Genomic DNA, 18,651 nt, shown 5'->3' with positions numbered 1-18,651 from the left:
TCAACTGCCCAGGGGGTAGGCGTAAACATCGCGAGGCTCACCCGGGCCGAAGTATCGGTCGTCGTGGGTGCGGAAGACGAAGCCGACCCGTTTGAACAGATTGCCGGCTCGCAGATTGTCCGGGCGCACGGTCAGCGACATCTCCCGCGCGCCCAGATCGCGGCAGCGGGCCAGGGCGGCCTCGAGCAGTGCGCGCCCGTAGTCGCGGCCCTGCCATCGCCGCGCCACCGCGAAGGTGAACAACAGCGCCTTGCCGTCCTTCTCCAGCACCAGGGCGTAACCGATGACGGCGCCGTCGATTTCGGCCACCAGCCACGCGGTGCCGTGAAGTTCGAACAACTGGCGCAGCATGAGATACAAGTACGGCTCGGCGAACACCTCGGCCTCGATGGCCGCGATGTCGTTCAGATCGGTGAACCGTGCCTGCCGGTACTCCGGCCGCGGGTCGTGCGCGATCTCCATGAGCTCCCTAGCGTTAGGGCATGAGCCTTCCGATTTCAGCCTAACTCCCCCACCACCAACCGGATCAGTGTAGAGCCACAGATCGTTACAGACGCGGCGGTCGGCGGATCCACACCGACGACACCCGATATCGCGATGCGCTCAGGCGGACCGGCGTTGCGGGAATCCGGCGGACCTCTCGTCCGGCACGGCGAGACCGGCCCCGAAGCGACCGCCGGCACCCGGGAGCGCGCGTAGTCCGGGGGCGAGACCGGCGCCGATACTCACGGCCGGGCCGGTCAACGCACCCGGAGCGAAGGCGGCGATCACGGCGCTACGCCACGCCGGCCAGTGCGCGTCCGCCCCGACCATCGACCACCACACCCGCGCGCCGTCGGCGGCCGCGTCGCAGATCCTGAGGTAGGGCGCCGCCGCGTATCCGGCGGCCAGGATCAACGCGGCACCGGCCACACAGTCGAGCAGATAATGGTTGGCCGTACCCATCACCACCAGGGTCATCACGATCGGATAGGCCACCCCGATCAGTCGCGTCGAGGGATTGCGCCCGAAGCGGTACAGCACCAGACCGCACCACAGCGCCCAGCCGACATGCAGGCTCGGCATCGCGGCGAAGGAGTTGGTAAGCGAATCCAGTCCGCGCGGCGTGCTGGCGTCGCCCTGCCACCAGCCCACCGAGGAGTGCAGCGCCATCACGTCGACGAAACCGTAGGACGATTCCAGCAGGCGTGGCGGCGCGGTGGGCATCAGGACGAAACCGACCAGGCCCGCGACGGTCGCGATGCCGAGTTGGGTCCGGGCCAGGCGATAGTGCTCGCGATGTGACCACCACATCCAGATCAGTACGGCCGGAGTCACGACGTAGTGCAGCGTGGCGTAGGCGAAATCGGCCGGTATCGCGATCCCGGCGTGGCCGGAGAAGATCCGGTTCAACCACAGTTCCGGGTCCAGTCCCAGCCAGCTCTCCAGTCGCAGGAGGCCATGGCCGTCGGTCCGGGCGTGATCGAGTCCGCTGCCTACGAGCAGCCGGGCTCCGTCGTACGCGAAATACACGACGACGACCAGCGCCGCTTCCCGGAACCAGCCCCGCGCTCGCGCCGGAAGCTGCGCGACGGGACCCGAGATGGTTGTTGCAGCCACGAGCCGACCTCCACGGTGAGCGCTGACGTACAACGTACGGTACGTCGTACGTGCATACTACAATGGCGGGCAGACCGGAATCCATCCCCACCGGAGACGCCGCTGTGACATCTGAGCCCGCCCGACGCACCCCGCCCCGGGGCGGCCGTCGACGAGTGCCGCGCCACACGCTCAGCGCCGAGGCGATCGTCGAGTCCGCCCTGCGCATGCTCGACGACACCGACTGTGAGGACATCTCGATGCGGGCGCTCGCCGCCGACCTCGGCGTCGGCACCATGACGCTCTACACCTACTTCCGCAGTAAGGACGAGTTGCTGCAGGCCGCTCGCGACCAGGTTCTCGGCAGCTTCCATCCGCCGACGGTCGACGGCGACTGGTCCGACCGGGTCCGAGCCTGCTGTCACGAGCTCTACCGACTGCTGGTGGAGCGGCCGGCCGTGCTGCGCGTCCTCGCGGTCAAACCGGACGGAGACGGCGACTTCGCCGACACCGCCACCGCCGCACTGGAATTGGTGCTGTCACAGTTGCGCGCGGCCGGTCTGGGACGAATGGAGACCGCACGCGGATACGTGACGCTGCTGCAGTACACCTTCGGCGCTGCGCTGCGCCACGTCTTCGCCCCCGCACGTGGCGACGAGAACGTACCCAGCCGGCTGCAGATGCTGGATCCGCTGATTCATCCCACGATCGCCGATCTGATGCCGGAGCTGATCACGGTCCATCGCAGCGGCGAGGATCAGTACCTGTCCGGACTCGATCTGATTCTCGACGGCCTGCGCACGGCCGCGGCGGCGGCCGAACACTAGCCGGGCGCGGTCCGCACCGTCGCCCCCCGCGGACGAAGCGCCGTCGGCACCATCGTCCCGACCACCCTGTTTGTAGGATTGCCCGCAGGTAGCAGAGCTCCTTCGGAATCGGGAGGCCCGATGATCGATCGATCCCGGACAGAGGTTCCCGTGCGTGGCCGGTGGGGCATGCTGACCGTGCTGTGCGCGAGCCTGCTGCTGGTGGCCATGGACGCCACCGTGCTCAACGTCGCCCTCCCCTCCCTGATCGCCGATCTGCAACCGGGCGCGGTGGCCCAGTTGTGGATCGTCGACATCTACGGGTTGGTGCTGGGCGGACTGCTGATCACCTTCGGCGCGATCGGTGATCGGATCGGTCGCAAGCGACTGTTTTTGTTCGGATTCGCCCTGTTCGGCCTGGCTTCCGTGGTGGCGGCCACCTCTCGGGTCACCGGCCAGCTCATCGGCGGACGGGTGCTGCTGGCGATCGGTGGCGCGATGGTGATGCCGTCCACCCTGTCGCTGATCCGCAACATCTTCCACGATCCGCACGAACGCACCCGGGCGATCGCCATCTGGGCCGCGATCGCCGGTGTGGGCGCGGCGGTCGGCCCGATCGTCGGTGGACTGCTGGTCGAACACTTCGGCTGGGCGGCCGCCTTCTGGATCAATGTGCCCGTCGTGCTCCTCACCCTCGCCGCCGGGCTGTGGTTGCTGCCGGAGTACCGGGCGCCGTCGACCACCCCGTTCGACTGGGTCAGCGTGCCACTGTCGGTGCTCGGCATCATCGGATTCGTCTGGGGTGTCAAACATCTGGCACGTGGCGAGGAGGTCGTACTCAACGTGCTCGTCCTCCTGGCCGGGCTCGCCTTGCTGATCTGGTTCGCGCGCAGGCAGTTGCGGCTGATCGATCCGCTGCTCGACATCAGGCTGTTCCGCCGGCCGGTCTTCCTCGCCGCGGCGCTGGCGACGCTCATCGCGATGATCGCGATCGGCGCGGCACTGTTCCTCATCTCGTTGTGGCTGCAATACATTCACGGCTACTCTCCCGCCGGAGCCGGACTGCGCACGGCACCGGCGGCGGTCGCGACTCTGGTCGGATCGCTGATCACCCCCGCACTGCTGCGGCGCACGGGGGTGCGCACCGTCATGGTCGGCAGCCTCGTCGTGCTCGCCGCCGGCTTCGCGGGATTGGCGATATCCCCCGAGCCCACCAGCTACGCGGTGATCGCGCTGGTACTGGTCTGCCTGGGCATCGGCGACGGTATCGCGGTCACCACGGCCGCGGCGGTACTGGTCTCCTCGGTCCCACCCGAACGCGCCGGACAGGGCGGGGCCGTCGAGGAAACCAGCTACGAACTCGGCAACGGCCTGGGCGTGGCCCTGCTGGGCAGCGTGCACGGAGCGCTGTTCACCCGGCACATGGCCGATGTGCCGCTCACCGGCGCACAGGCCGCCACCGCCCGGGAATCGGCGGGCGGCGCCATCGCCGTCGCCGGCGAGATCGGCGGCGACCTCGGCGACCGGGTGCACGAGATCGCCGCGGCCGCATTCGATTCCGCACTCACCGTCACCTCCTACGCGGCGGCGGGTGTGGTCCTCGTGGTCGCGATACTCACAGCGATCCTCATCCCCCGCCACACCACCGCGACAGCTCGGCACTGACCCGGCGCGGCTGTCGCGCGCGATCGGTACCGCGCACTGATTCGAGTAGCCGCCGGCGGGTACTGCGACAGGCAGACGCGACGTATTTCCACCAGGAGCCGAGATGAACAGCGATACCACAGGGCATCCGATCCGGACCGGTACGCCTCCGGTCCCCGAACCCGTACCGCCCGAGCCGATTCCGGATCCGGGCACTCCGCCGCCGGCCCCCGAACCGCCCCCGGATCCGGGCCGCCCGCTCCCCGGGCCGACACCCGATCCGATCCCCGGGCACCCACCGCCGGACCCCGGACATCCGGTGCCACCGGATCCGGTTCCCGGACCACCACCCGATCCGGGCCGCCCGATTCCGGGGCCGACGCCCGACCCGCTGCCCGACCCGCCCGGGCCGGGTCCCGATCCCCGTCCACCGATCCCGCAGGCCGGTGTTTCAGCGCACCGGCTCCGGGCATACGCCGACCATGACATCCGATGAGCAGACCCACCGCATGCGCCCGCAGATCACCACCGATGATCTGCGGATGCTGCTGGATGCGGGCCGCCCCGGCACCCGCCTCGTGCTGACACAGGACCGGATCCGGCTGGCCACCGACGGCGGCGACGACGCGGGTGGACTGGAGCTGATCCGGCGCCCGGAACTCGCCGACCGGCTGGGCGACCACCCCGACCAGCAGGAACTACACCACGAGGCCGAGCTGCTCAACACCGCCATTCGCATCCGACGCGTATGAACCACAACCCGGCCAATCCCGAAAAGGGGGACCCGATGAGCGAATCCGGCCGAGAACCGACCGTCCTGGTGGCGACCTCCCAGACCGGCATCGAACGCGATGAACTCGAGGTGCCGCTGAAACGTCTGCGCGACAACGGCATCCGCGTGACCCATGCAGCGCCCGGCGCCGAATCCGTGCACACCTTCGTCCACGACACCCAACCCGACGCCCTCATCGACCCCGACATCACCCTGGCCTCGGCCACGGTGAGCGACTTCGACGCCCTGGTGGTGCCGGGTGGCACGGTCAACGCCGACAAGTTGCGGATCACGAAGGAAGCCGTGGATCTGGCCCGCGGATTCGCCGCGGCCGGTAAGACGGTCGCCGCGATCTGCCACGGGCCGTGGCTGCTGGTGGAGGCGGACCTGGTGCGAGGCAAGACCCTCACGTCGTATCCGTCACTGCGTACCGATATCACCAACGCCGGCGGCCAGTGGGTCGACGAAGAGGTGGTGCGGACGCGGGACGGCTGGACGCTGATCACCTCCCGCAATCCGCGTGACCTGGACGCGTTCTGCTCCGCGATCGAGACCGAATTAGGCGCGAAGTGACATGGGCACTTCCGGATCACCCGGGATCGCGGGCGGCTGATCGACCGCGATGAGTATCGCGCGGCGGCCGCCGCCGGAGAGCCGGCGAGGGCCGCCGCTGTCGGAGGCGAACCGCCGAACTCCGATCAGCTCAGTTTCAGCGAACGGCCGATGATCTCCTTCATGATCTCGGTGGTGCCGCCGTAGATGGTCTGCACGCGAGCGTCCATGTACGCCTTGGCGATCGGGTACTCGCGCATGTAGCCGTAACCACCGTGCAACTGCAGGCATTTGGTGATCAGGTCGAGCTGTTCCTCGGTGCTCCACCACTTGGCCATCGCGGCGTCCTCGGCCGACAGCGTGCCCGCGTTCAGCGCCTCGATGAAGCGATCGACCAGGACCCGCACCGCGGTGGTCTTGGTGGCCAGCTCGGCCAGGACGAAGCGGGTGTTCTGCTGGGCGCCGATCGGCTTGCCGAAGGCCTTGCGATCGCGCACGTACTGGATGGTGGTGTCCAGGCAGCCCTCCATCGCCGCGGCGGCCATCACCGCGATCGACATGCGCTCCTGCGGCAGGTTCTGCATCAGGTGGATGAAGCCCATCCCCTCGGTGCCGAGCAGGTTCTCGGCCGGCACCCGCACATCGGTGAAGCTGAGTTCGGCGGTGTCCTGGGCCTTGAGGCCGATCTTGTCGAGGTTGCGGCCCCGCTCGAATCCGGCCATGCCCCGCTCGACGACCAGCAGCGAGAAGCCCATCGCCCCCTTCTCCGGATCGGTCTGCGCGACCACGATCACGATGTCGGAGTTGATGCCGTTGGTGATGAAGGTCTTGGCGCCGTTGATGACCCAGTCGTCGCCCTCGCGGACCGCCCGGGTCTTGATGCCCTGCAGATCCGAGCCGGTGCCCGGCTCGGTCATCGCGATGGCGGTGATGATCTCACCGGAGCAGAACCCGGGCAGCCAGCGCTGCTTCTGCTCATCGTTGGCCAGCTCCAGCAGGTACGGCGCGATGACGTCGTTGTGCAGCGAGAAGCCCAGGCCCGAGTACTGCCCCTTGGTGGTCTCCTCGGTGATCACCGCGTTGTAGCGGAAGTCCTTCACCCCGCCGCCGCCGAACTCCTCCGGTACGGCCATCCCCAGGAAGCCCTGCTTACCCGCTTCCAGCCACAGCTCCCGGTCGACCACACCGGACTCTTCCCAGCGTGCGTGGTTGGCCGCCACATGCTGATCCAGAAACTTACGGTAGGACTCCCGGAACAGATCGTGTTCGGGCTCGAAAAGGGTGCGCTCCACGCCAACCTCCTAGTGACCACAGTGGCAACTCGCCTGCCACATACGGTACCCGGAAGTGGAATCGCGGTTCACTTCACCTCCAAAAAAACTCCCCTGCCTGTGCAGAAAGCATTCAAGTGAGGAGTAGGAGCACCCTGAACCCGGGTAAACCTGATCAGATCCCGACGGCGCCGCGCACCCGCCCCCACAGCGTCCGCCCGCGATCGCGATCGCGCTCGGCCAGCAGATGCGTGATCTCCTCTTCCAGCGCCTTGTGCACGACCCGCTGCAATTCGACGGCCGCGGCATCGAGATCGGGAGCGTCCTGCCACGGGGCGGGATCGATGGGCGTGCCGATCGAGTAGTAGAACCGCTCGGGGCGCGGCACGATGGTCGGCCCGATGCCGCGCATCAGCGGCGGTGTCAGATTGCCGCGAATCCCCAGCGCCTCGACGGTCCAGCGCAGCGGGCTCATCACCGGATGATCGCCGTCGAAGACCACATCGAAGACATCGTCGGCGCCGATCATCGCGGTCGGCAGGATCGGGACGCCGGATTCGATCGCCATCCGCGCGAAGCCGGTGCGCCCCTCCCATTTCAAGTGGTATTTCTCACCCTTGCGGCGCATGGCCTCGCGGCCGCCGCCCGGGAAGACGATCACGGCCTCACCGTGGTCGAGCAGGGTACGGCAGTTGTCGCGGGAGCCGCGCACACTGCCGATCCGATGCACCATCTCCCGCACCGGCGGCACCCGCATGAGTACGTTCTCGGCCAGTCCGCGCACCACGCGGCCGGTGCGGCGATGGATCTCGTGCACCAGCAGCGGGGCGTCGACACCACCGAGCAGCGTGTGGTTGCCCACCAGCATCGCCGGCCCGGTCGCGGGAATGTTGTCCAGCCCGTGGAAGACCGGACTGTTCCACAGTCGTACCGGCGCCGACAACGCGTCGAAGAAGCGAAGATCACTGCGGGGCACCGTCATTCGCAACGGCGCCCCGTCACTGAGCGCTACCGGCGGGCGGTCGGCGGCGACATCGACATGTGTGGAATCGTTCCCGGACATTGCACCCTCCCTGCAGCCGTCCGCGGTGAGACCGATCCACCGGACACGACTGTGGCACACGAACTACGAGACTTCAGTGCGAAGGCCCCGCTGCTTCCGCACCACTGACGGTGCTCGCGTGCGCGTACTGCGACAGAGTCGGCGCCAGGGCCCGGGGAACCCGAGCCCGCACCCGGGTACCACCCTCCTCGTGCGAGGAGCTGATGATGCGGCCGTCGGAGTGGATGCGCGCGAGCAGATCACCGCGAGTGTACGGCAGCAGAACGCTCACTTCGACATCGAGCCCGCCGAGGATCTCGGCCAGCCGATCACGCAACCGATCGATTCCGTATCCTGTGCGCGCCGAGACGAAGACCGCATCCGGCAGCTGCGCGCGCAAGTGCGCCAGCTGGGTCCGATCCAGTGCGTCGATCTTGTTCACCACCAGCAGTTCCGGCGGCCCCGAGGACTGCGCGCCCTGCTCCCGCAGCACATCGGTGATCACCTCACGCACCGCCTTGATCTGCTGATCGGGCAGCGCGTCGGAACCGTCGACCACGTGCAGCAGCAGATCCGCCCCGGTGACCTCCTCGAGGGTGGACCGGAACGCCTCCACCAGCTGGGTGGGCAGATGGCGCACGAAGCCGACGGTATCGGTGAACACCACCTCGCGGCCGTCGTCGAGGGCGGCCCGGCGGGTGGTCGGATCCAGAGTGGCGAACAGCGCGTCCTGCACCAGGATCCCGGCTCCGGTCAGCGCGTTCATCAGGCTCGACTTACCGGCATTGGTGTATCCGACGATCGCCACCGCCGGAATACCGCTGGAGGTGCGCCGCGACCGCTTGGTGTCGCGGGCGGTCTTCATCTCCTTGATCTCGCGGCGCAGTTTGGCCATGCGCTCGCGGATCCGGCGGCGATCGGTCTCGATCTTCGTCTCACCGGGACCACGGGTACCCACGCCGCCGCCCGCGCCACCGGCGCGGCCACCGGCCTGGCGGGACATGGATTCACCCCAGCCGCGCAGCCGCGGCAGCATGTACTCCATCTGCGCCAGCGACACCTGGGCCTTGCCCTCGCGGGAGGTGGCGTGCTGCGCGAAGATGTCCAGAATCAGCGCGGTGCGGTCGATAACCTTCACCTTGACGACCTTCTCCAGGGCGTTCAGCTGAGCGGGGGTCAATTCACCGTCGCAGATCACGGTATCGGCGCCGGTATGCAGAACCACGGCGCGCAGTTCGTCGGCCTTACCGGAACCGATGTAGGTGGCCGGATCGGGTTTGTCGCGGCGCTGGATCAGGGCATCGAGCACCTGCGATCCAGCGGTTTCGGCGAGGGCCGCCAATTCGGCCATGCTGGCGTCGGCCTGAGCGGAGCTGCCCTCGGTCCACACCCCGACCAGCACCACCCGTTCCAGCCTGAGCTGCCGGTACTCGACCTCGGTGATATCGGTGAGTTCGGTGGACAGACCCGCCACGCGTCGCAGGGCGCTACGTTCGTCCAGCTGAAATTCACCGACGGTGGGTTCGGCGGACCAGCCCGTGCGGCGGGTGTAACCCTCACCGTCCACCGTGCCGTCGTCGTAGTCGGTCACGCTGTTGTCGGCATCGTCATCGCCGATGCTGTAATCCTGGTCTGCGTAGCCGTCCGCCTCCGAGTCGAGCTGCTCGACCGGGGTGAACTCGTACGTTTCTGATTTCCTCATACACCTCCATGCTCCCACGCGACAACCACCCGGCGCACTCGGATATTTCCGGCACCGCCCAGCTCATGCGGTATTCAGGCGCCGGCCCACCAGGCCCCGGCCAAGTGGCCCGAGCCGACCAGCACCGACGGGCCGCGCAACCATGCCCGGCCCTGCTCGATGCCCACGGTGACCGCGCCACCGGGCACCCGCACCCGCACCTGCGCGGTCTCCTCGGCGGGGACGAAGCCCGCGCGGGTCAAGGCCGCGGCCGCCGCGGCGACCGTTCCCGTTCCGCACGAACGGGTTTCGCCGACGCCGCGCTCGTAGACCCGCATATCGACCGCACCGTCGGCGCCGAGCGCGGTCAAGATCTCCACGTTGACCCCGTGCGGGAACAACTCCGGATCGAAGCCGGGCGGCACGCTCAGATCGAGGGCGGCCAGACCATCGGCGGTGAGAGCGGGGTCGACGCAGGCCAGATGCGGATTGCCGACATCGACACCGATCCCCGGCAGGGCGCTGCCGGCGACCGTCGCGGTGGATTCGCCGAGGATCCGGACCGGGCCCATATCGACGGTGACCTCGCCGTACACCTCGTCGAAGGAGTGCACCACCACGGCCCGCGCGCCGGCCCGGGTGCCGACCACGAACTCCGGCTCCCGCTGCAGGCCGGTGGCCAGCAGATAGTGGGCGAAGACCCGCACGCCGTTACCGCACATCTCCGCGATCGAACCGTCGGCATTGCGGTAATCCATGAACCAGTCGCCTGCCGTCACCCCGTCGGGCAGCGCCCCGAGCTCACCGCCGGCCACCAGACTTCCGGCCCGGGCGACCCGCAGCACACCGTCCCCGCCGATCCCCTGCCGGCGGTCGCACAACACCGCCACGACGTCGGGGGCCAGCCGTAGCCGGGCATCCGGATCGGGCAGCACCACGAAATCGTTCTGGGTGCCGTGGCCCTTGCTGAATTCGACATCAGCCGGACCGGAACCCAGCTGTTCGGTCTGCTCGCTCATCGAAGTCGATCCTCCACGAAGTCGATCCTCCACCCGTCCGCACCGGTCGCCGATCCCTCGGCACCGTCTCGATCCAACACCAGCCGCTGCCGGAAGATTTCGTCCCGCCCCCATTCGGCGCCCGCGAGCGCCGGAACACCGGTACCCGCGCGGCCCGCGAGCGCATCCGGCCGGATCAGTCCGCCGAGGAGACCACCCGGTCCAGCACCGTATCCACGAGCCGCGGATCGGCGCCGTCGACCCAGCGCACCCGCGGGTCCCGGCGGAACCAGGATCGTTGCCGGCGCACGTAGCGGCGGGTGCCGATGAGGGTGCGTTCGCGGGCGTGCTCCAGGTCGTATTCGCCGTCGAGATGGTCCAGCACCTGGGCGTATCCGATGGCCCGGCGAGCGGTCAGGCCCGCGCGCAGCCCGCGGCCGATCAGGTCGTGCACCTCGGCTACCAAACCCTGGTCGAACATGGTCGCGGTCCGCAGTTCGATGCGAGCGTCGAGTTCGGCGGTCTCGCGATCGACACCGATGATGGTGGTGCCCCATCGCGGCGTCCCGCGCTGCGGTTGTGAGGCCGCGAAGGGGCGCCCGGTCAGTTCCACCACCTCGAGCGCGCGCACGATCCGCCGTCCGTCGGTCGGCAGAATCGTCCGCGCCGCGACGGGGTCGGCTTCGCGCAGCGCCGCGTGGACCGCGGCGACCCCTTCGCTCTCGAGCACGGCCTCCCATTTCGCGCGGACACCGGTGTCGGTGGCGGGGAACTCCCAATCGTCCAGCAGCGCTTGCACGTACATCATCGAACCGCCGACGATGACGGGCACTCGCCCGCGGGCGCGGATGTCCTCCACATCGGCACAGGCCGCGGCCTGATAGGCGGCGACGGTGGCGGTTTCGGTCACCTCGAGCACGTCGAGCTGATGGTGCGCGATGCCGCGCCGCAATTCCGGGGGCAGCTTCGCGGTGCCGATATCCATACCGCGATACAGCTGCATGGCATCGATATTCACGATCTCGCCGCCGAGCCGCACCGCCAGTTCCAGTGCCAGATCCGACTTCCCGGTCGCGGTCGGGCCGATGACGGCGATCGGCGTGGTCATCGCGCGCCCGCCGGATACCACACCGATACGTGATAGCCGACTCCGAAAGGCGCTCCCCGATAGAGGGTTTCGACCTTCGGGTCGGCGTCGTCGCCGCCGAACAACCCGGCCAGCACCTGGTAGCCGGGGCGGCCCGCGATATCCAGATCGGCGCACAGGTGCGGATCCAGCTCGCCCAGCGCCGATCGGTCACCGCCGTCGAGTGCGTCGTCGATGCGGCGCTGATATGCCGCGGCCCGCGGATCCAGATAGCCCGGGGACGTCGTGGACAGGGTCGCGGCACCGTCGGCTACCACCAGCACCGCCTGCGGATTCGGATCGGCGTCCAGGCACGCCCGCAACCGCGCCCCGAGTTCGACGCACCGCCCGGAATCGGCGTCGGGGTCGACCGGGACGGCGCGCGCCTCGATATCGTCTGTTTCGCCGTCGTCTGCTTCGCCACCGCCCGTCCCGGCGCCCTCCGCGGCGATCCGGCCGCGCAACCACGCACCGACCAGCAGGGCGGTCGGCCACGCCGGATCCGGCTCGGCGTCCGGCTCGTGCGCCGACAGGCTCACCCGCACGTCCGCCCCGAATCCCCCGAAGCCGCCGACACCCGTGGGCACCGGTCCGGTGCCGGCGCCGACGATGGCCCAGTGCCGGGCCTGCTCCCGGAGAATCCGGCCGGCGCGCAGGACGGACTCGCGGAGGTCGGGCACCCGCACGGCCGGATGTCCGGGATCGTTCAGCGGCACCCCACCGGCCAATTCGGGGACCAGCACGAGTGGCGAGGGAATCAGCGCGGCGACACGGAACACTCGTCAACCGTAGCGGCCCCGGTCCCGGTGTCCCCCGGGCCACCTCCGGCACCCGCGCACCACGCACAGCCCCCTCCCCACCACTCACAGCTTTCACTCGGTGCACGCCACCGCCGGTAAGAGAGGGCAATTCTGTCTATTGGCTGGTTGAATGGGATCTGCTAGGGCGTAACCAGGCAGCCGTGACGCGCGGCAGGGATGAGGAGCGATGACCGACAACAGCGGAACCGAGAAGGCAGTGCATCCGGAAACCGGCGCTTCGCAGCAGTCCAGTGATCCTGCCGCCAAGCGTCCCACCCCGGCCGATGCCGCCCCCAAGCCCGGCGCGGCGCCACGCCCCGGGGTACCCAAGCCGCAGGCGCCGAAACCCAGCTCGGCGGCCCATCACGTCAAACCCGCTCCCGTCCCCGGCCCGGCGCAGGAGCATCCGCATCCGGTCGTGGTGCCCACGGTCACCGATCCCAGCGAGTGGGGCCGGGTCGACGACGACGGCACCGCATGGGTCAAGACCGCCACCGGTGAGCGCGAGATCGGCTCGTGGCAGGCCGGCGATGCCGCCGAGGGGCTGGCCCATTTCGGCCGCCGCTTCGACGATCTGGCGACCGAGGTGGCCCTGCTGGAGGCGCGGCTGGCGGCCGGCACCGATGCCCGCAAGACCAAGACCGCCGCCGTCGCGCTCGCCGAATCGCTGCCCACCGCGGCGGTGATCGGCGATGTCGACGGACTGGCGCAGCGGTTGCAGGCCATCATCGAGCATTCCGACGAGGCGGCCGCCCACGCCAAGGAGGAGAAGGAACGCGCGCGGCACGAGCACACCGAGCGCAAGGAAGCGCTGTGCGCGGAGGCCGAGCAGATCGCCGCCGACTCCACCCAGTGGAAGGCCGCCGGTGATCGGCTGCGCGAAATCCTCGACGAGTGGAAGTCCATTCGCGGGGTCGATCGCAAGGTCGACGACGCACTGTGGCGGCGGTTCTCGAAGGCGCGGGAGGCGTTCAACCGTCGCCGTGGCGCGCACTTCGCCGAACTCGATCGCGAGCGCGCGGCGGCGAAGACCCGCAAGGAAGACCTGTGCGTGCGTGCCGAGGAGCTGTCCGATTCCACCGACTGGGTGGGCACCGCCGCGGTCTTCCGCGATCTGCTCACCGAGTGGAAGGCCGCCGGTCGCGCGCCCCGCGAGGCCGATGAGCAGCTGTGGCGGCGTTTCAAGAGCGCGCAGGACGTGTTCTTCGCCGCCCGCAATGCCGCCGCTTCCGAGCGCGACGCCGAATTCGGGGAGAACGCGGCCGCCAAGGAGGAGCTACTGCACAGCTACGAGGACCGCATCCCGGAGCGGATCGAACCCGATTCCGCGACGCTGGATTCGGCCCGTGCCGCCCTGCGCGAACTGCAGGAGAAGTGGGACCGGATCGGCAAGGTGCCGCGGGAGCGCATGCACGAGCTCGAGGGCCGGCTGCGCGCGCTGGAGAAGCGGGTACGCGAGGCGGTCGACGCCCAGTGGCGGCGGACCGATCCGGAGGCGATGGCACGCGCGGCCCAGTTCCGTGAACGCGTCGCGCAATTCGAGGAGCAGGCCGCGAAGGCCGAGGCCGCCGGTCGCCCCCGCGATGCCGAGAAGGCGCTGGAACAGGCCAAGCAATGGCGCGAGTGGGCCGACGCGGCCGAGGGCGCGGTCAGCCGGCGCTGAACCCGAACGAGGAGCCGGCCATGAATGTACGGGCGATCAATCGGCGGGTCATCGAGCAGTTCCGGGCCGGTGACCCGATCGAGGGCATGCATCGGGACCGTTTGGTGCTGCTCACCACCACCGGACGCCGGACCGGGACGGCCCACACCACGCCGATGATGTTCCACCCCGACGGCGACCGCATCCTGGTGGTCGCCTCGAACGTCGGCGCCCCCGAACATCCGGACTGGTACCTGAATCTGGTCGCCGATCCGGCCGTGACGGTGGAGCTGGCCGAGCGCAGCTACTCCGCGACCGCGACACCCCTGCACGGTCCGGAATACGACCGGTTGTGGGCCGAGCTCACCCGGTTGTATCCGTTCTTCGCCGACCACGCGCGCAAGACCAGCCGGACCATCCCGGTGGTCGCCGTGCACCGCTGAACGGCCGGATCAGCCGTCCTCGCCGAAGAGGCGGCGCCGATCGCGCTCCTCCTGTTCGGCGGCGGCGGCGCGGCGGCGTTCCTCGGCCTCGAGTTGCAGTGCCGTGCGGCTCCACACCACGCGGATCCAGTGGAATGTGAGCACGATGATCGCGAGGGCGGCCAGGATCAGGCCGATCCCCGGTCCGGCGCCGTGATAGTTGCCCAGGCCCGGAGTCTGCCGGTGCCAGATCGACAGCACGCCGAAGACGCTGCCGACCGCAGATCCCGCGACCGCCACCCAGGCCAGCGCCCAGCGGCGGGTGACCAGCGCCAGCGACGAGAAGCCGATACCGAAGACGATGACGAACCATTCGAATACCCGCGACGGCAACCCGATGTGCTCGGCCTGCGCGGTGGCGTCGTAGAGCACCACATCCAGGCCGCGCGCATGCCCGGCGTGCGGCAGCACCAGCGACAGCAGCAGGACGAACACCGCCACCGCGACCACCATGGCCCGCGAGCCGGGATCGATCTCACCGGCGATCTTTCGTTCGACGGCCTCGAGATCGCCGCGGAACTGTTCGAAAACCTTCGATTCGCCGGGGTTCATGCTCTCCTCATTCGACTCGGTCGCACCGTCGGGTCCGGGCCGCGGCGGATGCTGTGCGCGATCGGACCGCTCCGGTTCCTCCGGGCGATCCTCATCTCCGCGTTCGCTCATCGCCGGTGCTCACGCTCCGCAGCCGGAATCGCAGGCCGAGGCCGCGGGCAGCGGCGCCGGAGCGCCGATGCGCGGCAATCCCAGCCCGACGCCGATCGGCGCGGTCTTGGGCAGCACACCGCGTTCGTGCGCGTCACCGGCGCGAGTGCGGCGGTGGGTGTGCACGGGCCCGTCGGCGATCAGATAGTGCGGCGCCGCGCCGGTGATATCGACGGTGACGATATCGCCGGGCCGAATTCCCGCATCGGGGGCGGGCCGGAAATGCACCAGCCGGCCGTCCCGCGACCGTCCGCTCATCCGGGCGGTGGCCGCGTTCTTCTTCCCCGCGCCGTCGGCGACCAGCAGTTCGACCTCGGTCCCGACCAGCGCGCGATTGGCCTCGAGCGAAATCTGCTCCTGCAATTCGATCAGCCGGTCGTAGCGCTCCTGCACCACGGCCTTGGGCACCTGGCCGGCCATGGTGGCCGCGGGAGTGCCGGGTCGGATCGAGTACTGGAAGGTGAAGGCGCTGGTGAAGCGCGCCTGGCGCACGACATCGAGGGTCTGCTGGAAATCCTCCTCGGTCTCGCCCGGGAATCCGACGATGATGTCGGTGGTGATCGCGGCATGCGGCATCGCGGCCCGCACCTTCTCGATGATGCCGAGGTAACGGTCCTTGCGATAGGAGCGCCGCATCGCCTTGAGCACCCGGTCCGAGCCGGATTGCAGCGGCATGTGCAGCTGCGGGCACACGTTCGGGGTCTCGGCCATCGCCTCGATGACATCGTCGGTGAATTCCGCCGGATGCGGTGAGGTGAAGCGCACCCGCTCGAGCCCATCGATCGCGCCGCAGGCGCGCAACAATTTCGCGAAGGCGCCCCGATCACGCTGCTCGGTCGCGAATTCCGCCGGATGCCCTTGTGGCAGTGCGGGTTCGGCGAAGTTCACGCCGTAGGAATTGACGTTCTGCCCCAGCAGGGTCACCTCGAGCACACCCTGATCGACCAGCGCCTGCACCTCGGCCAGCACATCGCCGGGCCGGCGGTCGACCTCCTTGCCGCGCAGCGAGGGCACGATGCAGAAGGTGCAGGTGTTGTTGCAGCCCACCGAGATCGACACCCAACCGGCATAGGCGGATTCGCGCCGCGCGGGCAGCGTCGACGGGAACGCCTCGAGCGATTCCAGGATCTCGACCTGCGCCTGCCCGTTGTGGCGCGCGCGTTCGAGCAGAACCGGCAGTGAACCGATGTTGTGCGTACCGAACACCACGTCGACCCACGGCGCCTTGCGCACCACGGTGTCACGGTCCTTCTGCGCCAGGCACCCGCCGACCGCGATCTGCATTCCGGGACGCTCGGCCTTGATCGGCGCGAGATGGCCGAGCGTTCCGTAGAGCTTGTTGTCGGCGTTCTCGCGCACCGCGCAGGTGTTGAACACCACCAGGTCAGCGGTCTCACCGCCGTCGGCCTTGATGTATCCGGCGTCCTCGAGCAGGCCCGACAACCGTTCGGAGTCGTGCACGTTCATCTGGCAGCCGTAGGTCCGGACCTCGTAGGTCCGCAGCGGCTGCGGATCGATGGGCGAGCCCGGGGCGCGTCCCGCAGCCGAATGCGCTGCAACCTGCATGGACGAATTCACGGGTCCAGGGTAGACGCTTCGCGAAATCGGACGCCCACCCCGGTGGCCACGACCGTCTCCGGAGTGACCCCGGTCACCCGGCCTCTTCCCCAGGTCACCAGCGGGTTAAGGCCGGGCTGCGACGGCACGACGCACAGGCGAAAAGAGCGCATTCCGCGCGAAACCCCTCTAGGGTCGATTCCCATGACCGATGCCGCCGACGCAAGCCCCGGTATAACCGGGGCTGGGAACACCGCCGAGTCGGAAGCCGGCACCGCGGCCGGAGCATCCCCCGGCGCCGCTGCCGCCCCACCGATGATCTCGATGCGCAACGTGGACAAGCACTTCGGCGAACTCCACGTACTGCGCGAGGTGAATCTCGAAGTCCCGCGCGGACAGGTGGTGATCGTCCTGGGCCCGTCCGGGTCCGGGAAATCCACCCTGTGCCGGACGATCAACCGGCTCGAACCCATCGATACCGGCACCATCGCCGTCGATGGGGTCGCTCTGCCCGACGAGGGTCGGGCGCTGGCGAAGCTGCGCGCCGATGTGGGCATGGTGTTCCAGTCGTTCAATCTGTTCGCGCACAAGACGATCCTCGACAACGTGGTCCTCGGGCCGGTGAAGGTCCGGCGCATTGACAAGAAGCAGGCCCGCGCGCGGGCGATGGAACTGCTCGAACGCGTCGGAATCGCCGATCAGGCCGACAAGTATCCGGCGCAACTGTCGGGTGGTCAGCAGCAGCGAGTGGCCATCGCGCGGGCGCTGGCGATGAATCCCAAGGTGATGCTGTTCGACGAACCCACCTCGGCCTTGGATCCCGAAATGGTCAACGAGGTCCTCGAGGTGATGGTGTCGCTGGCCAAGGAGGGGATGACCATGCTGGTGGTGACGCACGAAATGGGTTTCGCGCGCCGAGCCGGCGATCGGGTGCTGTTCATGGCCGACGGCGCGATCGTCGAGGACGCGCCCCCCGAAACCTTCTTCACCGCACCCGCTTCCGAGCGCGCCCGCGACTTTCTGGGCAAGATCTTGAGCCATTGATCACCGTTCACGACCGCGGTGACCCGACCGCTCCCGTCGCACCGCCCAGCACCCCTGCCCCGCACCAGAGAGAAGGCATTCGATGAGGATTCCCCGAGCACTGCGATTCGGAATCGGCGCACTGGCCGTGGCGGTTGTCGCGACCGGATGCGGCGGTGGCAGCAACAAAACCGCCACTCAGCACGCCTCCGAGGGCGAACTCACCATCGGTATCAAGTTCGACCAACCGGGTCTGGGCCTACGCAACAGGGACGGGTCGTTCTCCGGATTCGATGTCGATGTCGCCCGCTACGTCGCCGGGAAACTCGGGGTTCCCCCGGACAAGATCTCCTTCAAGGAGGCGCCGTCGGCGCAGCGCGAGACACTGATTCAGAACGGGCAGGTCGACTACGTGGTCGCCACCTACTCCATCACCGATCAGCGCAAACAGAAGGTCGACTTCGCGGGACCGTACTACGTGGCCGGGCAGTCGCTGCTCGTGCGCGCCGACAACACCACCGTCACCGGCCCGGAATCACTGAAGGGCGGTAAGAAGCTGTGCTCGGTGAAGGGCTCCACACCGGCACAGAACATCCAGAAGAATTTCGCCAACGACGTGCAGTTGCAGGAGTACGACACCTATTCGCTGTGCGTGGAGGCGTTGAAATCGGGTGCGGTGGACGCGGTCACGACCGACAACATCATTCTGGCCGGATATGCCGCGCAGTCGCCCGGCCAGTTGAAAGTGGTCGGTCAGCCGTTCACGACCGAGAACTACGGAATCGGCCTGAAGAAGGGCGACAAGGAATCTCGCGACAAGATCAACGACGCCATCGAGTCGATGATCAACGACGGATCCTGGAAGGCCTCGCTGCAGCAGAACTTCGGCAGTGCCGATTTCCAGATCCCGAGCCCGCCGCAGGTCGACCGCTACTGATCGAGCCTGCCCCGCACCGATACGGGTGCGGAGCGGAG

The 18,651-nt window shown here is 68.6% G+C and carries 18 protein-coding genes; 8 read left to right on the top strand and 10 right to left on the bottom strand.

Annotated features, from left to right (window positions below; all coding sequences use genetic code 11):
- Both LKD76_RS11310 and LKD76_RS11305 read right to left on the bottom strand, forming a co-directional pair.
- A complete protein-coding gene (locus LKD76_RS11310) occupies positions 1-462 on the bottom strand; it encodes a GNAT family N-acetyltransferase (RefSeq protein ID WP_227980978.1) in 462 nt (153 codons plus the stop codon).
- Positions 463-603: 141 nt separating this feature from the next.
- The gene (locus tag LKD76_RS11305; protein ID WP_227980977.1) at positions 604-1,599 is read right to left on the bottom strand and encodes a phosphatase PAP2 family protein; all 996 of its coding nucleotides are present in this window, start codon (positions 1,597-1,599) and stop codon (positions 604-606) included.
- A 104-nt stretch (positions 1,600-1,703) separates the two neighbouring features.
- Here LKD76_RS11305 and LKD76_RS11300 point away from each other — a divergent pair, with 104 nt between their 5' ends.
- From LKD76_RS11300 to LKD76_RS11285, 4 genes are all read left to right on the top strand, one after another.
- Complete coding sequence (locus LKD76_RS11300; RefSeq protein ID WP_227980976.1) at positions 1,704-2,405, top strand: TetR/AcrR family transcriptional regulator; 702 nt, start codon at positions 1,704-1,706, stop codon at positions 2,403-2,405.
- Between the two features lie 120 nt (positions 2,406-2,525).
- Complete coding sequence (locus tag LKD76_RS11295) at positions 2,526-4,049, top strand: MFS transporter (RefSeq protein ID WP_227980975.1); 1,524 nt, start codon at positions 2,526-2,528, stop codon at positions 4,047-4,049.
- Between the two features lie 461 nt (positions 4,050-4,510).
- Positions 4,511-4,780, top strand: coding sequence for a hypothetical protein (locus LKD76_RS11290; protein WP_227980974.1), 270 nt, complete (start codon positions 4,511-4,513; stop codon positions 4,778-4,780).
- A 35-nt stretch (positions 4,781-4,815) separates the two neighbouring features.
- Positions 4,816-5,373, top strand: coding sequence for a type 1 glutamine amidotransferase domain-containing protein (locus tag LKD76_RS11285; protein ID WP_227980973.1), 558 nt, complete (start codon positions 4,816-4,818; stop codon positions 5,371-5,373).
- Between the two features lie 125 nt (positions 5,374-5,498).
- Here the strand turns inward: LKD76_RS11285 and LKD76_RS11280 are convergent, their stop codons facing one another.
- The 6 genes from LKD76_RS11280 to LKD76_RS11255 all read right to left on the bottom strand — a co-directional run bounded on the left by LKD76_RS11280 (position 5,499) and on the right by LKD76_RS11255 (position 12,249).
- The gene (locus LKD76_RS11280) at positions 5,499-6,644 is read right to left on the bottom strand and encodes an acyl-CoA dehydrogenase family protein (protein WP_227980972.1); all 1,146 of its coding nucleotides are present in this window, start codon (positions 6,642-6,644) and stop codon (positions 5,499-5,501) included.
- A gap of 154 nt (positions 6,645-6,798) precedes the next feature.
- Positions 6,799-7,686, bottom strand: coding sequence for a lysophospholipid acyltransferase family protein (locus tag LKD76_RS11275; protein WP_227980971.1), 888 nt, complete (start codon positions 7,684-7,686; stop codon positions 6,799-6,801).
- 73 nt (positions 7,687-7,759) lie between these two features.
- Positions 7,760-9,367: a GTPase HflX gene (gene hflX / locus LKD76_RS11270; protein ID WP_227980970.1), complete on the bottom strand. Its 1,608-nt coding sequence runs from the start codon at positions 9,365-9,367 to the stop codon at positions 7,760-7,762.
- 74 nt (positions 9,368-9,441) lie between these two features.
- Positions 9,442-10,365 carry a diaminopimelate epimerase gene (gene dapF, locus LKD76_RS11265; RefSeq protein ID WP_227980969.1) on the bottom strand — a complete coding sequence of 308 codons (924 nt, stop codon included), beginning with the start codon at positions 10,363-10,365 and terminating at the stop codon, positions 9,442-9,444.
- Positions 10,366-10,540: 175 nt separating this feature from the next.
- Positions 10,541-11,452: a tRNA (adenosine(37)-N6)-dimethylallyltransferase MiaA gene (miaA, locus tag LKD76_RS11260; RefSeq protein ID WP_227980968.1), complete on the bottom strand. Its 912-nt coding sequence runs from the start codon at positions 11,450-11,452 to the stop codon at positions 10,541-10,543.
- Positions 11,449-12,249 (bottom strand): class III extradiol ring-cleavage dioxygenase family protein, encoded by an 801-nt coding sequence (locus LKD76_RS11255; protein ID WP_227980967.1) that lies wholly within the window; start codon positions 12,247-12,249, stop codon positions 11,449-11,451. The genes miaA and LKD76_RS11255 overlap by 4 nt, the downstream gene beginning before the upstream one ends.
- 208 nt (positions 12,250-12,457) lie before the next feature.
- Between LKD76_RS11255 and LKD76_RS11250 the strand changes: the two genes are divergently transcribed.
- Positions 12,458-13,933 carry a DUF349 domain-containing protein gene (locus LKD76_RS11250; RefSeq protein ID WP_227980966.1) on the top strand — a complete coding sequence of 492 codons (1,476 nt, stop codon included), beginning with the start codon at positions 12,458-12,460 and terminating at the stop codon, positions 13,931-13,933.
- A 20-nt stretch (positions 13,934-13,953) separates the two neighbouring features.
- The gene (locus tag LKD76_RS11245) at positions 13,954-14,355 is read left to right on the top strand and encodes a nitroreductase/quinone reductase family protein (RefSeq protein ID WP_227980965.1); all 402 of its coding nucleotides are present in this window, start codon (positions 13,954-13,956) and stop codon (positions 14,353-14,355) included.
- A 9-nt stretch (positions 14,356-14,364) separates the two neighbouring features.
- Here the strand turns inward: LKD76_RS11245 and LKD76_RS11240 are convergent, their stop codons facing one another.
- Together LKD76_RS11240 and miaB are read right to left on the bottom strand one after the other, a co-directional pair.
- A complete protein-coding gene (locus LKD76_RS11240) occupies positions 14,365-14,946 on the bottom strand; it encodes an Rv2732c family membrane protein (protein ID WP_227985208.1) in 582 nt (193 codons plus the stop codon).
- A gap of 120 nt (positions 14,947-15,066) precedes the next feature.
- On the bottom strand, positions 15,067-16,662 hold the full coding sequence (gene miaB / locus LKD76_RS11235) for a tRNA (N6-isopentenyl adenosine(37)-C2)-methylthiotransferase MiaB (RefSeq protein ID WP_227985207.1): 1,596 nt from the start codon (positions 16,660-16,662) through the stop codon (positions 15,067-15,069).
- 306 nt (positions 16,663-16,968) lie between these two features.
- On the opposite strand from miaB, the gene LKD76_RS11230 reads away from it, so the two are divergent.
- Positions 16,969-17,697, top strand: a complete 729-nt coding sequence (locus LKD76_RS11230) for an amino acid ABC transporter ATP-binding protein (protein ID WP_227985206.1) — start codon at positions 16,969-16,971, stop codon at positions 17,695-17,697.
- 82 nt (positions 17,698-17,779) lie between these two features.
- The gene (locus LKD76_RS11225) at positions 17,780-18,613 is read left to right on the top strand and encodes a glutamate ABC transporter substrate-binding protein (protein ID WP_227980964.1); all 834 of its coding nucleotides are present in this window, start codon (positions 17,780-17,782) and stop codon (positions 18,611-18,613) included.
- The last annotated feature ends 38 nt before the right edge of the window (positions 18,614-18,651 follow it).

The organism is Nocardia spumae, assembly GCF_020733635.1.
GTDB classification, from domain to species: domain Bacteria; phylum Actinomycetota; class Actinomycetes; order Mycobacteriales; family Mycobacteriaceae; genus Nocardia; species Nocardia spumae.
The sequence above is the reverse complement of the archived record's forward strand: the minus strand, read 5'-3'. Positions and strand labels throughout refer to the sequence as shown.